Below are 16,578 nucleotides of genomic sequence, written 5' to 3' on the forward strand. Positions count from 1 at the left end.
ACGCGCTGTTCCGCCTTATCTGTGGCATCATTGCCCAAGGCCGGCAATGGCTTGAGCGAAATCCTCGGCCTCGAACGGCTCCAGATCGTCTACGCCTTCGCCGACGCCGATGAAATAGACCGGTAGCTTGTGCTTGGCGGAGATCGCAACGAGGATGCCGCCCCTTGCCGTACCATCGAGCTTGGTCATGATCAGACCGTTGACGCCCGCAACATTGCGGAAGATTTCGACCTGATTGAGAGCGTTCTGGCCGGTGGTCGCATCCAGTGTCTGCAGCACCGTATGCGGGGCGTCGGGATCGAGCTTGCCGAGCACGCGGACGATTTTTTCAAGCTCCGCCATCAGCTCCGCCTTGTTTTGCAAACGGCCGGCGGTATCGATGATCAGCACGTCGCACTTTTTCGCCTTCGCCTGCTCGAAGGCGTCATAGGCGAGACCTGCGGCATCCGCACCAAGCTTGGTACCGATGAATTCCGACTTCGTGCGATCGGCCCAGATCTTCAACTGCTCGATCGCCGCGGCGCGGAACGTATCGCCCGCCGCCACCATGACCTTCAACCCGGCACCCGAAAGCTTCGACGCCAGCTTGCCGATCGTCGTCGTCTTGCCGGTGCCGTTGACGCCGACGACGAGAATGACATGCGGCTTGTGGGTGAGATCGAGCTGCAAAGGCTTTGCGACCGGCTTCAGCACTTTGGCAATTTCCGACGCCATGATGCGGCTGACATCCTCGCCGGTCACATCCTTGCCATAGCGCTCGGAAGCAAGCGTATCGGTGACACGCATGGCGGTCTCGACGCCGAGGTCGGCTTGTATCAGCAGGTCTTCGAGGTCCTGAAGGGTGTCGTCGTCCAGCTTGCGCTTGGTGAAGAGCGCGGAAATCTGGCCCGTGAGTTGCGACGAAGTACGCGCGAGACCGGCGCGTAGACGCTGGAACCAGCTGAGTTTCGGCGCAGGACCAATCGGCTCCGGTTCGGTGATTTTCGGAGCGGTTGCAAAGCCCTTGGGAAGGACAGGTTCCGTCCTTGAAGCACGCTCGCCCTCCGTTTCAGGATGAGGAGCATCCCCCTCCACCCTGCCGGGCATCTCCCCTACAAGGAGAGAGGTTGGTTGAGCAGGAGCGCTTTGCCCTCCCTCAGCCGTCCCGGAAATCTCCGGACGAATATCCGTGACTTCATCACGAGAAGCATCGGAAAGTGGCGCCTCGTCGGCCAACTGATCTTTCCCCTCGTGGGGGAGATGTCGCGAAGGGACTGAGGGGGGTGTTTCCGCCAAGGGCGCGTCTTGCGCTGACGTCTCTGGCTCGGCTTCAGCCTCAGCCTCCAGCAACGAGAGTGGTATCACTCCAAGATCGCCAATCTGGTAGGCGCCCGGAAGGATCGCCAACTCTTCGGCGTCTTCGGAAGGCTCGACAGCGTCCGCAGCCGGGCCGCCCGCGGTATCCAACTCCTCCGATAAAACGGGATCACTTGCGAGCGGCAAGTGTTCCCTCGCGCGAATGCGTCTCCAGTTCGGCTTCGAGAACTTTTGTCTCTGAAACCTCTGGCGCCTGCTCTTCCGCCGGCTTTTCCTTGCCGAAGGTGAAGACCTTTTTGATGAAACTGAGCGCCATGGGAATTCCGTGAAATCAGGCCGCGTCGGCGGCTGTCAATTGCATGTCAAGATGTTTGCCATTATGGCCGGTGATGGTTGCCTCGACGAACGAACGCGGGCGAAGACCGGGGGCTGCGACAAGCGTGAAGTTCTCGGTATGTGCAAGCCCGTTGTTTTCCACCAGCAGCCATTGCCGCGTTCCAACCATCTGATCCAGATGGGACTGATGAAGCTGATGTCCAGTAGCACGAAGCCGTACCGCACGATCCTTGACGATCGACCGGTCGAGCTGCGGCATGCGGGCTGCCGGCGTGCCTGGACGAGGGCTGTAAGGGAAGACGTGCAGGTGAGCGATCTTCGCTTCTTCCGCCAGGCTGGCGGCATTTTCGAACATCTCTTCGGTCTCGGTCGGGAAACCGGCGATCATGTCCGCGCCGAAGCACATCTCTGGACGCAGACGGCGAACCTGATCGACGAAGGCCAGCGCATCAGCGCGTGAATGCCGCCGTTTCATGCGCTTAAGGATCATGTCGTCGCCATGTTGCAGCGAAAGATGCAGGTGCGGCATCAAACGCGGCTCATCGGCGACCAGATCGAACAAATGCTTGTCCGCCTCGATGCTGTCGATCGATGACAGCCGCAGTCGGCGGATGTCAGGTATCTGCTTCAGAAGCGTCTTGGCAAGCAGCCCAAGCGTCGGTTCGCCGGGCAGGTCGGCGCCGTAACTGGTGGCATCGACGCCTGTCAGCACGATCTCTCGGTAGCCGTTTTCAATGAGGTTACGCGCCTGATCGACCACGGCGCCCATGGGCACGGAGCGGGAATTGCCGCGGCCATAGGGGATGATGCAGAAGGTACAGCGATGGTCGCAGCCGTTCTGCACCTGGATAAAGGCGCGCACATGCCCGTCGATGTGCTTCACCATCTGCGGCGCCGTCTGGCGCACACTCATGATGTCGTTGACGCGCAGCTTCTCTTCCGCGGCCACTCCGAAATCGGGCAAGGCGCTGGCGCGATATGACGCGGTGATCAGCTTCTCCTCGTTGCCGAGAACGGCGTCGACCTCGGCCATTTCTGCGAAGGTCTGCTTTTCGGTCTGGGCTGCGCAGCCCGTCACGATGATACGCGCATGCGGATTCTCGCGTCGTGCGCGGCGGATGGCCTGCCGCGCCTGGCGCACGGCCTCGCTTGTGACCGCGCAAGTGTTCACCAAAATGGCGTTGTTGAGCCCGGCCTTTTCCGCCTCCGTCCGCATCACTTCGGATTCGTAGGTGTTGAGACGGCAGCCGAAGGTAATGACTTCAACGCCGCTCACCGCGCCTCGGCCCCCTGCGCCTGATCGCGCGCCCACGAACCGGTGGAGGGGTCTAACGCACCGGACCATTCCCATTCGGCAGGGCCTGTCATGATCACGTGGTCGTCGCGGTCGCGCCATTCGATCGACAATATGCCGGGCGGCTTGGCGCTGGCGACATGAATCTCGACCTCTGCGGCCCGTGCGGTCCGTGCGGGCAGCGCAAACCGCTGTTGCACAGGCAGCCGAACCGCAAGCAAGCGTCAAACCCGCACTGCGCTCCCATGTCCGGGTCGTAATCGATGCCGGCGAGGTAATTTGCGCCAGCGTGATATTGGCGCGCTCGGGAAACATCGGATGATTCTCAAGCAATGGTCCAAAGCGCGCCAGATCAAAGGACATCACGTCCCTGTCGACCCAGAAGACGGCATGCGGGTTGCCCATCGACATGGTGGAGGGCGAATGCAGGAGGGGGCTGTCGATCGGACCGATTTGGAGTTCAATGCGGCTGGTATCGTGAAATTCTTCCGCAAGCGGGATCTTGTCCCAGTCGAAAACAGGCTTGCCCATGTCGACCGAGATCGTACCGTCGTCATGCTCGACGGCATTGAGGATGCCTGCCACCGTCTGGAAAGTGAAAACCTTGTTGCCGGTTTCCGCGGCAAGAGCCTGCACCACGCAACGCGTGCCATTGCCGCAGGCTTGCGCCTTTGATCCATCGGAATTCAGGATATCGATCCAGGCATCGGTGCCTTGAGCCCTCGGGTCGTGGATCGCCATGATCTGGTCGAAGGCCGTATCTGGATGGGCATTGAGCGCAATTGCCGCAGCAGGCGTCACCTTGTCCGGGCGGCCGCGCATGTCGACGACCAGGATCTTGTTGCCAAGCCCGTTCATCTTCGCGAATTCGACCGTTGCGCTCATAGGATCATCCCGTGTCCATTTCGGCTGTATATGGCGGAAACGCGCGGGAATTACCAGTGGGTGCGGGCAATGACTGGCCAGCGACGCTTCGCTGCTCCGCCCTTCTTCGCCGGTAATCTCGTGGGGAGCCCGGCAAGGCAGACGCCATGCTGCCCAGGCAAAAATGCCTCATGAGGGGACAGGCGCCGCCTCATGCTTGAGAAAAGTCGCAATGGCCTAGCACTTTTCAACGGTTGAAGGCATTCTTGACAATCGGATGCGTGTTCTTGGCAAAGGGAGGATAGCCGATGCGCTGCTTCACGGTACTTGGACCCTCGCAGACGGGAAAGTCGACGCTCGTCGCAAAACTGGCTTCGCTCGAAGGGACACCGAGAAAGTCCGTCTCTCCATACGGATCGAGCCTGACGGAATTCGAATTCGGAAGCGAGGCATGGTGTGCGCTGGATACACCCGGCGCGAACGAGGCGCTGGCGCTTGCCCAGGATTCACTTTTGGCAAGCGATGCTTGCATCCTCTGCGTATCGCCGGCGCCGGACGAGGCGGTGCTGGCAGCACCCTATCTTCGCGCCATCGAAGCTTCGGGAACACCCTGCATTCTTTTTGTGAACCGCATGGACGAGCCGCAGGGGCGCGTGCGCGATGTCATCGCGGCCCTGCAGGCCTATTCCAGCCATCCTCTCGGTCCTGCGGCAGATACCGATCCGCGACGGAGATGTTGTGGTCGGCAGCTGCGACCTGATTTCGGAGCGCGCCTGGCGCTATCGGGAAGGTCAGCCTTCGGCCCTCGTCGAACTTCCCGACAGTGCTGCTGCGCGCGAGCACGAGGCACGTTCCGAATTGCTGGAACAGCTTTCCGAGTACGATGACTGGCTTCTCGAGGAACTGATCGAAGACCGCGAACTACCAAGCGACGCACTCTTTGCCATCGCCTCGCGGATCCTGAAGGAAAACAAGGTCATTCCGGTGCTCTTCGGCGCAGCATCCCACAGCAATGGCATCAAGCGGCTGATGAAGGCGCTGCGCCACGAAGCGCCGCCTGTTGAAGCCTTGAAGAGCCGGCTTGCTGCCACCGCCAACCTGGATGAAACGGCATTGGCTGCGGTGAGCTTCCACGCCTACCACCGGCCGAGCGTTGGAAAGACGATTCTCGTCCGTGCGCTTGCCGACGGACTGAAACAGGGCGCTGCGCTGGGCGGCGCTAGTCTCGGGTCGGTCCAGGAGGGAGGAAACGGCCGTCCCCTTGCCGGCAACTCGGCGCGCGGCAGGATTTTCGCCGCAGTCAAATCAGATCACTTGCCCGCAACCGCCTTGCTGACAGCGGCCGACGCGTTGGCACCACCTGCTTGGACGGCACCGCCGACGCCCATGCTCGAACGCATCCTTGTTCCGGGCACCGAGCGCGACGAAACGAAGCTCTCGGCGACGCTTGCAAAGCTGGCCGAGACCGATCGCGGCCTGAAGGTGATGCAGGAGGAGGGAACAGGCGCACAGCTGATCTGCGCGCAAGGACCGATGCACCTGCGCGATCTGCGCAAGACCCTGTCGGAGGTATTCCGCGTCGAAGTCACGGACCGATCGCCGAACCCGATCTATCGGGAAACGATCTCAAAGCCCTCGAACGTCCACTATCGTCACCGCAAGCAGACCGGTGGCGCAGGCCAGTTCGCAGATGTGCAGCTGAGTGTGCGTCCCAATGAACGGGGGCAGGGCTTCACCTTCGGCGAGACGGTCAAAGGCGGCACCGTTCCCCGGAACTACATTCCGGCGGTTGAGGCCGGCGCCCGTGAAGCTATGGAAAAAGGCCCGCTCGGTTTTCAGGTGATCGATGTCGACGTGAGGCTCACGGACGGTCAGTACCACTCCGTCGACAGCTCCGACTTCGCCTTCCGGGCAGCGGCACGGATGGGGGTGCGGCAGGCATTGTCAGAGGCAGCGGCTGTGCTGATGCAGCCCGGTGGTGCGGGTCGAAATCCACATACCATCCATCTTTTCTGGCAGCATGGTGGCGATCGTCTCGGCCCTCAAGGGCCAGGTGCTTGGCTTCGATCGCGATGAGAGCGCCAAAGGATGGGATGTCTTCCGGGCACTCGTTCCCGGGGCGGCGCTCGACGAACTGGCCCGGACGTTGCGCTCCGCCACGCAAGGAATCGGATACTTCTCCAAAGCCTTCGATCACTTCGAGGAGATCTACGGCAAAGAGGCCGACGCAATCATCAACGCACACGGTTCGGGATCGCACCCGAATTAAAACGCCACGTGGTAAATCTTGCACCGCCCGCCGGCCGCAAGCCTCGCCCGATCGCACCGTCGGTCAGTTGGGATTACACAAGCGGCACGCTGAAGGCTTCAGCAAGCATGCAATGCGGTCATTTGTCCGCATTCTCTTGACTTTGTCCGCACTTTCCTGTTTACCGCCGCTCATTCTGTGACGAGCTTCAAGACTTCGAGCCGCCGACCGGGACCCGATAAGGTATAAAGAGATCCCGGAGGTCCACACCCGACAGCGCGATGCGCCCTCGGGTGCTTTTTTGGCTTTGCGTCTTGTTTTCGTCAAGGAAAAGCACGACGTTTCCGGGCATACCAATCCTGCCCGAAACGTATCAAGGAAGAGCCGATGTTTGAAAACCTCCAGGACCGTCTTGGATCCATTCTGAATGGACTGACAGGCCGTGGCGCGCTTTCGGAAGCCGATGTTTCGGCAGCGCTGCGCGAGGTTCGCCGTGCATTGCTGGAAGCCGACGTTGCACTCGATGTCGTACGCTCCTTCACCGACCGCGTGCGCGAAAAGGCCGTCGGCGCAGAAATTTTGAAGGCGATCAAGCCCGGCCAGATGGTCGTAAAGATCGTTCATGACGAGCTGATCGAGATGCTGGGCGGCGAAGGCGCCGGCGTCGATCTTCACGCTGCCGCCCCCGTCGTGATCATGATGGTCGGCCTACAGGGCTCCGGCAAGACGACGACGACGGCGAAGATCGCCCTCCGCCTGACGACGCGCGAGAAGAAGAGGGTGCTGATGGCATCGCTCGACACACGCCGTCCGGCAGCGCAGGAGCAGCTTCGCCAGCTCGGCGCCCAGACCAATATCGATACGCTTCCGGTCATCGCCGGCCAGTCGCCGACGGATATCGCCGCGCGCGCCGTGCAGGCAGCCAAGCTCGGTGGCCATGACGTCGTCATCCTCGATACCGCCGGCCGTACGCATATCGATGAGCCCTTGATGGTCGAAATGGCCGACATCAAGAAGAAGTCGAACCCGCATGAAATCCTGCTGGTCGCGGACTTGCTGACCGGTCAGGACGCCGTCAATCTGGCCCGCAATTTCGACGAGCGCGTCGGCATCACCGGCCTCGTGCTCACCCGTATGGACGGCGACGGCCGCGGCGGTGCGGCTCTCTCATGCGCGCCGTCACCGGCAAGCCGATCAAGCTGATCGGCGTCGGCGAAAAGATGAGCGAGCTGGAAGAATTCCATCCCCGCCGCATCGCAGACCGTATTCTTGGCATGGGCGACATCATCTCGCTCGTCGAGCGCGCGGCGGAAAATATCGACGCCGAAAAGGCGGCCGCCATGGCCGCCAAGATGGCCAAGGGAAAATTCGACCTCAACGACCTCGCCGATCAGCTGCGCCAGATGCAGAAGATGGGCGGCATGGGCGGCATCATGAGCATGATGCCCGGCATGGCCGGTATGAAGGACAAGATGGCATCCGCCGGCCTGAATGACAGCCTCTTCGGCCGCCAGCTTGCGATCATCTCTTCGATGACGAAGGCTGAGCGCGCCAGCCCGGACATCCTCAAGCATTCCCGCAAGAAGCGGATCGCCGCCGGCTCCGGCACCGACGCTGCCGACATCAACAAGTTGCTCAAGATGCACCGCCAGATGGCGGACATGATGAAGATGATGGGCGGCAAGGGCAAAGGCGGCATGATGAAGCAGCTGATGGGAGGTCTTGCCGGCAAGATGGGCCTTGGCGGCATGGGTGAGATGGGCTCCATGCCCGATCTTTCGAATATCGACCCCAAGCAGCTGGAAGCACTTCAAAAGCAGGCCGAAGCGGCGGGTCTTGGGAAGCCGGGCGGGGGCATGCCCGGTTTAGGTGGCGGTTTGCCGGGCGGCTTGCCGGGTCTTGGCGGGACAAAGCTGCCGGGTCTCGGCGGTGGATTCCCGGGTCTGCCCGGATTGCCGAAGAAGAAGTGAAAGGATCGCCTGCCCCATGATTGATCCAGACGTCAAAGCCCAGCTTTCGAGCTACCGCCAGTCGATCGACAATATCGACGCTGCGCTCGTCCACATCCTGGCCGAACGCTTTCGCTGCACCAAAGAGGTCGGCGTTTTGAAGGCCAAGTACAAGTTGCCGCCGGCCGACCCGGCGCGCGAGGAATACCAGATCGCCCGACTTCGGCAGCTTGCCGAAGATGCGCATCTGGATCCGGATTTCGCCGAGAAGTTCTTGAACTTCGTCATCACGGAAGTCATCCGGCATCATGAGCAGATCGCTGCGGATCACGCTGAACAAGGCGCCGCAGCAAAATGAACCGATACCGCCTCACGAAGCGGTCAAGAAAAGCCTAAGGAGTAAATGACATGGCACTGAAAATTCGTCTCGCCCGCGGTGGTTCCAAGAAGCGCCCGTATTATCACGTTGTTGTTGCCGACGCCCGTTCGCCGCGCGATGGCCGCTTCCTCGAAAAGCTCGGTTCCTGGAATCCGATGCTGGCCAAGGACGACGCAAAGCGCGTTGAACTGAACGCCGAGCGCGTCAAGCACTGGCTCGACAACGGCGCGCAGCCGACCGACCGCGTTCTGCGCTTCCTCGACGAAGCCGGCGTTGCAAAGCGCGAGGCCAAGAACAACCCGGAAAAGGCAAAGCCGGGCAAGAAGGCCCAGGAACGCACTGCCGAGAGGGCACAGAAAGCTGCCGACGCAGCCGAAGCCGCCGCTTCCGCAGAATAATCCCGGGATCATATCCCGATTGGACGGGCGGCATGGCGACATGCCGCCCGTTTTCATTTTCATTCCGGCAGACTTCGTTTATGAGAAGCCAGATTTCCGGCTTCACATGAAGGGCCCCATGACAAAGCTTGAAAACCCCGTACTGATGGCAACGATCGGCGGTGCGCAGGGCATTCGCGGCGAAGTGCGCGCCAAGGCTTATACGGCCGATCCGACGGCACTCGGCGACTATGGCCATTTGCACAGCATGGACGGGCTGGACATTCCGATATCCTGGAAATCCGCGAGATGAAGAATGTCGTCGTCGTTCGCTTCCGTGGCATCAACGACCGCAATGCGGCCGAGGCGCTCAACGGCCTGGAGCTCTACATCGAACGCGGCAACCTGCCGGACGACGAACTGGAGGAAGACGAATTCTTCTATGCCGATCTCGAAGGGCTTGAGGCAGTGGACGACAAGGGCGTCAGCTACGGCACCATTACCGGCGTTTTCGACTTCGGCGCGGGCGACCTGCTGGAGCTTAAGGGGCCGGGCAAGCGCCCCGTGCTCATCCCCTTCTCCGAAGCGTCGGTTCTCGAAATTGATCTCGAAGACGGTACAATCCTGATCGATCCGCTGGCGGCGGGACTTGTCGATGATCCGCAGGAAATCTCCAAGCTTGCCTCCGGCAAGCCGAAGAAAAAGAAGTGAGATTGCCATGGGTTTCCGGGCGACCGTCCTGACACTCTACCCGGAAATGTTTCCGGGGCATCTGAGCTATTCGCTCGCCGGCAAGGCGATGGAGCGAGGGCAATGGTCGTTGGATAGCGTGCAGATCCGGGATTTTGCGACCGATAGACACCGCACCGTCGACGACACGCCGGCAGGCGGTGGCGCCGGCATGGTGCTGAAGCCTGACGTGTTGGCGCGGGCGATCGACAGGACGTGCGAAGATGATGCTCGTCCGCGGCTTTTGATGAGCCCGCGCGGCAAGCCGCTGACGCAGGAACGGGTGCGCGAGCTTGCGGCGGGCCAGGGCGTGATCATCGTCTGCGGCCGTTTCGAAGGTGTCGATCAGCGGGTGATCGATGCGCGGAAGCTTGAAGAGATTTCGATCGGCGATTACGTGCTTTCGGGCGGCGAGCCCGCCGCCCTGGTCGTTCTCGACACGATCGTGCGCATCCTGCCAGGCGTCATGGGCAATGATCTTTCCGGCCTGCATGAGAGTTTCGAAGGCGGGTTGCTGGAGCATCCGCACTACACCCGGCCGCAGGAATGGGAAGGCCGCGAAATTCCAGCGATCCTGACCTCCGGCAATCACGGCGCCATCGAAAAATGGCGACACGAGCAGGCGGTCGCCTTGACAAAGGACAGGCGACCGGACCTTCTGAAGGACTGAAAGCCGGAAAATCCGTGCCTCCGTCTTACAAAAATGCCGTCCAAGGGATGACAAGGCCCAGGCTTTCGTGTAGTAGCAGCCCGCGGAAATGGGGCTAGCCCCGTCTGCCAGCAAACAAAGAATGGCGAATCCGCTCCCGCCCGAAAAGGGCAAAATCCCGAGGCAATCCCAAAGGATCACGTGTCGAGCGCTCTGGCTGTTTCAGAAGAACCAAAGGTTAAGACGATGAACATCATTCAGCAGCTCGAGGCCGAACAGGCCGCCAAGATCGAAGCCAAGCGCACGCTTCCGGAATTCTCCGCCGGGCGACACGCTCCGCGTCAACGTCAAGGTTACGGAAGGCAACCGTACCCGTGTTCAGGCCTATGAAGGCGTCTGCATCGCCCGCTCCGGCGGCGGCCTGCAGGAAAACTTTACGGTCCGCAAGATTTCCTACGGCGAAGGCGTCGAGCGCGTATTCCCGATCTATTCTCCGATGATCGAAAGTGTCGAAGTCGTTCGCCGCGGTAAGGTCCGCCGTGCGAAGCTCTACTACCTGCGCGACCGTCGCGGCAAGTCCGCCCGTATCGTTGAGAACACCGGCACCCGCGCCCGCAAGCTCAACGACGCCGAGCGCGCTGCTGTTGCCGAGGAAAAGGCACGGATCGAAGCCGAAAAGGTCGCAGCAGCTCAGGCTCTTGCAGCCGAAAAGGCAGCAGCCGAAGCCGCAGAGGCAAAGGCAGCAGCTGAAGCTGCAGCAGCCGCTGCAGAGCCCACAGCAGAATAAGCTCTGGGAACGCAAAATTCTTTGCATGAAAAGGCGGTCTTTGGGCCGCCTTTTCTGTTTTGGGCCCGCGGCATCGGGGCCGATGCTCTTGCCATCCGCTTCGCAACTATGACAATTTCCCCAAGCCACATTTCATTGGAGATTTCTGATGCCGTTCCGCCGCACCATTCTTGCAGGCCTCGCCGCTCTCGCTCTTTCGCCATTGGCGGCCCTTGGTGCCGATCTGCCGGATCTTGGCGGCAAGACTGTGGTCGTCGTTACCGAGAATGCCTATCCGCCGCTGCAGTTCGTCGACCCCAAGTCCGGCAAGCAGATCGGTTGGGAATATGACGCGATGAACGAGATCGCCAAGCGGCTGAACTTCAAGGTCGAATATCAGAACACGAGCTGGGACGCGATGATCCAGGCCGTCTCCGACGATCAGTACAACATCGGCATGACCGGCATCACCATTAAGGACGACCGCAAGCAGAAAGTGGATTTCTCCGATCCTTATATGCGCTCGCAGCAATTCATGCTGGTCCGGGGCGATGAGAGCCGCTTCACGGACGCGAAGACCTTCGGTGAGTTCAAGGACGGCCTGGTAGGCGCGCAGCCGGGCACCTCGCCATTCTACACGGCCGTCTATGAAATCCTTGACGGTAACGAGCAGAATCCGCGTATCAAGCTCTTCGAAACCTTCGGCGCGACGGTTCAGGCGCTGAAGGCCGGAGATGTCGATGTGGTGCTGACGGACAGCGTTGCCGCGAAGGGGTATGTCGATGCCTCGAACGGCACGCTCAAGGTGATCGGCGGCCCGCTCGGCACCGAGGATTTCGGCTTCATCTTCCCGAAGGGCTCCGATCTCGTTGCCCCCGTCAACGCCGCGATCGCCGCATTGAAAGCCGACGGCACGCTCGACGCACTGAACAAGAAGTGGTTCCTCGACTACAAGATGGGCGAATGATGCAGGTCAGCCGCTGATGGCCTTGCAGCCTTCTCCTGCCGGAAATCTCAAGGGCGACTATCCGTGGTGGCTGGTCGCCCTTGCTACGATCGGCGTCATCCTTGCGATCGTCATCGTCACCACCGGCATCTATGCGCAGGTCTTCCGCACCGTCGTCAACGGCGTATGGGTCACCGTCTTCGTGACGTTGGTCGCCTTTGCGCTTTCGACATTGCTTGGCCTCGGCATCGCTCTTCTCGGCCTTTCCGATAGCATCGCGCTGCGCCAAGCATCCCGCTTCTATATCGAGATCATCCGCGGCATCCCAATGCTCGTGCTGCTCTTTTACGTGGCCTTTGTCGGCGCTCCGGGCATTGTTGCCGCCTATAATTTCCTGATCACGCCATTTGTGAAAGCCGGATTGGCGGAACCAGTTCTCGTGCGTGACTTATCACTGATGTGGCGTGCGATCATCGCCCTGATGATCGGGTATTCCTCTTTCATTGCCGAGATTTTCCGCGCCGGCATCCAATCGGTCGACCATGGACAGATCGAAGCGGCAAAGGCGCTGGGCCTGTCGCGCTACCACCGCTTCCGGCTGGTTGTCTTTCCGCAGGCGATCCGCGTGATCTTTCCGCCGTTGTCGAACGACTTCGTCTCGATGGTGAAGGACAGCTCCCTCGTTTCCGTGCTCGGCGTTTCCGACATCACGCAGATGGGCAAGGTCTACGCCTCCGGCTCCTTCCGCTTCTTCGAGACCTATTCGATCGTCACCTATATCTATCTGATCCTGACGATCGGTTTGTCGCTCGCACTGCGGCAGATCGAGCAGCGGATGCGCAAAGCTCACAGCCGGTAGGGCTGACATGATTCGAATTGCCGTTTGCGAGAAAAATCGCTATATGCAGGCCCATGGAAAGCAAGTTCAGGTGCATTGGCGCGCATATTTTTGTGCTGCAGGATCATTATCGCCTGCCGGCACGCTTCTTTGCGACCGTTTCCGGTGCGCTCAACAGCCGACTTCGTTGATCGAATGATGGCCGGCGGGCCTTGCCGCCTATTCCTTTTCCCATTGCATCCAAAAACGGACTGAAATGCCATGAGCGCACCGCGTACCCTTTACGACAAGATCTGGGACGACCACCTGGTCGACGAACAGGCAGACGGCACCTGTCTTCTCTACATCGACCGCCATCTGGTCCACGAAGTGACCTCTCCGCAGGCGTTCGAAGGCCTGCGCATGACCGGCCGCAAGGTTCGTGCTCCCGAAAAGACGCTTGCCGTCGTCGATCATAACGTTCCGACCTCGCCTGATCGCCATCTCGGCATCAAGAACGAGGAGAGCCGCATCCAGGTCGAGCAGCTCGCCAAGAACGCGGCCGAGTTCAAAGTCGAATATTACTCCGAGAACGACAAGCGTCAGGGCATCGTGCACATCATCGGGCCGGAACAGGGCTTCACCCTTCCGGGCATGACGATCGTCTGCGGCGACAGCCATACGTCGACGCACGGCGCCTTCGGCTCGCTGGCCCACGGCATCGGCACGTCCGAGGTCGAGCACGTCCTGGCGACACAGACGTTGATCCAGAAGAAGGCGAAGAACATGCTGGTGCAGGTCGACGGCAAGCTTCCGGCCGGCGTCACCGCCAAGGACATCGTTCTCGCCATCATCGGCGAAATCGGCACGGCCGGCGGTACCGGCTACGTCATCGAATATGCCGGCGAAGCGATCCGTGCGCTGTCGATGGAAGGCCGCATGACGATCTGCAACATGTCGATCGAAGGCGGCGCCCGCGCCGGCCTGATTGCGCCCGACGATACGACCTTCGAATACATAAAGGGCAAGCCGCGCGCGCCGAAGGGCGAGGCCCTGGAACAGGCGATTGCCTACTGGAGGACGCTGAAGTCCGACGAAGGCGCACATTTCGACCGCATCGTGAAGCTCAACGCCGCCGAACTGCCGCCCATCGTCTCCTGGGGCTCTTCGCCGGAGGACGTCGTCTCGGTTCAGGGCGTCGTTCCGAACCCGGACGAGATCCAGGACGAAACCAAGCGGGCCTCCAAGTGGCGCGCACTTGACTACATGGGCTTGAGGCCAGGCACGCCGATCACCGAGATCAACATCGATCGCGTCTTCATCGGCTCCTGCACCAACGGCCGTATCGAAGACCTTCGGGCAGTTGCCAAGGTCGTCGAAGGCAGGACCGTTGCTTCGACCGTCGACGCGATGATCGTTCCCGGCTCCGGCCTCGTGAAGGAACAGGCCGAAGCCGAAGGCCTCGACAAGATCTTCAAGGCAGCCGGTTTCGACTGGCGTGAGCCGGGCTGCTCCATGTGTCTCGCCATGAACGACGATCGCCTGAAGCCGGGCGAGCGCTGCGCCTCGACGTCCAACCGCAACTTCGAAGGCCGTCAGGGCTTCAAGGGCCGCACGCACCTCGTTTCACCGGCCATGGCTGCCGCTGCTGCAATCGCTGGCCATTTCGTCGATATCCGCGAGTGGAACTGACGGACATTGCCTCCCTCTCGTTCCGAGAGGGAGGCATGCCATCTTAAGAAGACAAGATGCGCATTTGGTGAGACAATAGTCTCCTGCCCTTTTCAGGTGAGCGGCATGAATGCGTCAAAAAAGTCTTCGCCGAAGTCCCTTCGCCTTTTTCTTCTGCGCCACGCAAAATCCGCTTGGCCGGATGATGTCGCAGACCACGACCGCCCGCTTGCCAAGCGCGGGCGAAAGGCCGCGCCCTTGATCGGCGCCTATATGACGCGCGAAAAGCTCTTCCCGGATCTCGCTTTGGTGTCGACGGCGCGGCGCGCACAGGAAACATGGAAGCGTCTAGCGAAAAAACTTTCCGCCTCGACTGTGGAACGCGATGTGCCGGATTTATACGAAGCCTCGGCAACGCGCATTGTCGGCCTCCTACACAAGATTGAGCCGTCGGTCCGAACGGTCATGCTTGTCGGACACAATCCCGGTTTTCAGGACCTCGCGAACAATCTCGTCGGCAAGGGCGATCCGGAGGCTTGCGCACGCTTGAAGGAGAAATTCGCCACTGCCAGCATGGCGATCATCGCGTTCGAGGAAAATAGCTGGGCGGATATATCGCCCGGAAGCGGACGTCTCGAGCGCTTCGTGACAGCGCGTGAACTCACGTGAGCAAACGTCTCCCCCTCCCTGCAATGGAGGAGGAGATGGAAGGTCTCTTGATCAGAACGTTGCCGTATAGGGCTCGGGTCCCATGCGGGCATTCCTGTCGTCAAGCTTGGCAATCGCTGCCATGTCCCCGGCATCGAGCTTGAAATCGAACACCTTGAAGTTTTCCTCGATGCGCGACGGCGTCACCGACTTGGGGATCACGACAAGACCGCTATCGATATGCCAGCGGATGATGACCTGTGCCGGTGTCTTGCTGTGCTTCTTGGCAATTTCACCGATAACCGGATTGGCGATGAATTTTCCCTGACCGAGCGGACTCCAGGATTCGGTAACGATATTCAGTTTCCGGTGCGCGTCCTGCGCCGCCTTCTGCTGAAAATCCGGGTGGAGTTCGATCTGGTTGATGACCGGAACCACGCCGGTATCGCCAACGATGTGATCCAGATGATCCGGATAGAAGTTGGAGACGCCGATCGAACGAGCACGGCCTTCTTCCCTGATCTTGACGAAGGCCTTCCAGGTTTCGCGATAGAGTCCGCGGTGCGGCGACGGCCAGTGGATCAGGTAGAGATCGACATATTCGGTGCCAAGCTTCTTCAGGCTGCCCTCGAGGGCGCGCAGAGCGCTGTCGTAACCCTGGTCGGTGTTACGAAGCTTTGTCGTGATGAAAACATCCTTGCGGTCGAGACCGGAGGAACGCACGCCCTCGCCGACACCCTCTTCGTTGTCGTAGCCCGAAGCCGTGTCGATATGGCGGTAACCGGTTTCGAGGGCCTTGCGGACTGTCGGAGCCGCGACCTCCTGTGGCGTCTGCCATACGCCGAGGCCGACCTGGGGAATGGAATGTCCGTCATGGAAAGTGATGATGGGTTGATTGGCCACAATCTATCTCCGGAAGTTTGAAGGATTGGAGGGGCATGAAATTGAATCCGCGAGCGGACTTCCCGGCATGGCATTCAGCCTGAGCGCCGGTCAAAACGGATATAGGAGACGGTGCGCAGATTATCACCCCTGATGCCTCAGAGAACGCGTACGACGGTCCCCTTGCGCATGTGCGGCAAAAGCCGGCGCATGTCGCGCGGATGGACGGCGATGCAACCTGCTGTCGGCTCGTAGCCCGGCCTGATGAGATGGAAGAAGATAGCCGATCCCCGATTGCGGGCGCGGGATGTGATATTCCAATCCATGACGAGACATATGTCGTAGAGTCCGTCCTTGCGCTTCAACTCTTCATGGCTTGGACGGAAGGGCGCTCTGACGAGGCGATTATAGTTCGGATCGCCGGGCTGGTCGCACCAGAGCATGTCCTGACGGATGCGGCGGAGCAAGAGCGGTGTTTCGAGGCGGCTCGCACGTTCGCCGCGGCAAAATCCGTAGAGCAGCTTCATTGAAGCAATCGGCGTTGCACCGTCGCCCTCACGCTTCGAGATGGTGCGGCCGGAACGGCCGATTGCGGCGGGAAGGACGAAAGAACCGCATTGAACCAGTGCGCGGCTTTGCCTGCCGGGCGCGGGACGCACAATAATGGTGGATGATACCGTTCTTGCGCTTCGCCTTGTTTTCTCCATTTTTCTCACATGTTTTTGTT

General features: G+C 60.5%; 12 protein-coding genes and 5 pseudogenes. 11 read left to right on the plus strand and 6 right to left on the minus strand.

Translation table 11 applies throughout. From position 1 onward, the window contains the following. Positions 1-27 precede the first annotated feature (27 nt). From ftsY to dapF, 4 genes and pseudogenes are all read right to left on the minus strand, one after another. Positions 28-1,344 (minus strand): signal recognition particle-docking protein FtsY, encoded by a 1,317-nt coding sequence (gene ftsY / locus ACW4PC_RS12995; protein WP_455875003.1) that lies wholly within the window; start codon positions 1,342-1,344, stop codon positions 28-30. A gap of 121 nt (positions 1,345-1,465) precedes the next feature. Beyond that, complete coding sequence (locus ACW4PC_RS13000; protein WP_455874074.1) at positions 1,466-1,612, minus strand: hypothetical protein; 147 nt, start codon at positions 1,610-1,612, stop codon at positions 1,466-1,468. A 15-nt stretch (positions 1,613-1,627) separates the two neighbouring features. Next, the gene (mtaB, locus tag ACW4PC_RS13005; protein ID WP_455874075.1) at positions 1,628-2,908 is read right to left on the minus strand and encodes a tRNA (N(6)-L-threonylcarbamoyladenosine(37)-C(2))-methylthiotransferase MtaB; all 1,281 of its coding nucleotides are present in this window, start codon (positions 2,906-2,908) and stop codon (positions 1,628-1,630) included. Beyond that, positions 2,905-3,811: pseudogene (dapF, locus tag ACW4PC_RS13010) on the minus strand (diaminopimelate epimerase). The gene mtaB and the pseudogene dapF overlap by 4 nt, the downstream one beginning before the upstream one ends. Before the next feature lie 287 nt (positions 3,812-4,098). Between dapF and ACW4PC_RS13015 the strand changes: the two are divergent. The 11 genes and pseudogenes from ACW4PC_RS13015 (at position 4,099) to ACW4PC_RS13065 (ending at position 14,990) form a co-directional block, all read left to right on the plus strand. After that, positions 4,099-6,059 (plus strand): annotated as a pseudogene (locus ACW4PC_RS13015) (elongation factor G). Between the two features lie 366 nt (positions 6,060-6,425). Continuing rightward, positions 6,426-8,008 (plus strand): annotated as a pseudogene (gene ffh, locus ACW4PC_RS13020) (signal recognition particle protein). A 16-nt stretch (positions 8,009-8,024) separates the two neighbouring features. Continuing rightward, entirely contained in the window at positions 8,025-8,345 is a 321-nt protein-coding gene (locus ACW4PC_RS13025; RefSeq protein WP_022717348.1) for a chorismate mutase, read from the plus strand. A gap of 50 nt (positions 8,346-8,395) precedes the next feature. Beyond that, a complete protein-coding gene (gene rpsP / locus ACW4PC_RS13030; RefSeq protein ID WP_022717347.1) occupies positions 8,396-8,764 on the plus strand; it encodes a 30S ribosomal protein S16 in 369 nt (122 codons plus the stop codon). A 118-nt stretch (positions 8,765-8,882) separates the two neighbouring features. Further along, positions 8,883-9,454, plus strand: a pseudogene (rimM, locus tag ACW4PC_RS13035) (ribosome maturation factor RimM). Positions 9,455-9,461: 7 nt separating this feature from the next. Then, entirely contained in the window at positions 9,462-10,142 is a 681-nt protein-coding gene (trmD, locus tag ACW4PC_RS13040) for a tRNA (guanosine(37)-N1)-methyltransferase TrmD (RefSeq protein WP_455874076.1), read from the plus strand. Between the two features lie 225 nt (positions 10,143-10,367). Then, a pseudogene (gene rplS / locus ACW4PC_RS13045) lies at positions 10,368-10,908 on the plus strand (50S ribosomal protein L19). Between the two features lie 148 nt (positions 10,909-11,056). Beyond that, positions 11,057-11,854: a basic amino acid ABC transporter substrate-binding protein gene (locus ACW4PC_RS13050; protein WP_455874077.1), complete on the plus strand. Its 798-nt coding sequence runs from the start codon at positions 11,057-11,059 to the stop codon at positions 11,852-11,854. 16 nt (positions 11,855-11,870) lie between these two features. Continuing rightward, positions 11,871-12,692, plus strand: a complete 822-nt coding sequence (locus tag ACW4PC_RS13055; RefSeq protein WP_455874078.1) for an amino acid ABC transporter permease — start codon at positions 11,871-11,873, stop codon at positions 12,690-12,692. Positions 12,693-12,932: 240 nt separating this feature from the next. After that, positions 12,933-14,342 (plus strand): 3-isopropylmalate dehydratase large subunit, encoded by a 1,410-nt coding sequence (gene leuC / locus ACW4PC_RS13060; protein ID WP_239596535.1) that lies wholly within the window; start codon positions 12,933-12,935, stop codon positions 14,340-14,342. Between the two features lie 105 nt (positions 14,343-14,447). Continuing rightward, complete coding sequence (locus ACW4PC_RS13065; RefSeq protein ID WP_455874079.1) at positions 14,448-14,990, plus strand: SixA phosphatase family protein; 543 nt, start codon at positions 14,448-14,450, stop codon at positions 14,988-14,990. A 51-nt stretch (positions 14,991-15,041) separates the two neighbouring features. Here ACW4PC_RS13065 and ACW4PC_RS13070 read toward each other — a convergent pair whose 3' ends face one another. Continuing rightward, complete coding sequence (locus ACW4PC_RS13070) at positions 15,042-15,872, minus strand: aldo/keto reductase (RefSeq protein WP_455874080.1); 831 nt, start codon at positions 15,870-15,872, stop codon at positions 15,042-15,044. A gap of 137 nt (positions 15,873-16,009) precedes the next feature. Continuing rightward, positions 16,010-16,558, minus strand: a complete 549-nt coding sequence (locus ACW4PC_RS13075) for a L,D-transpeptidase family protein (protein WP_455874081.1) — start codon at positions 16,556-16,558, stop codon at positions 16,010-16,012. Positions 16,559-16,578 lie beyond the last annotated feature (20 nt).

Source organism: Rhizobium yanglingense (assembly GCF_977109285.1).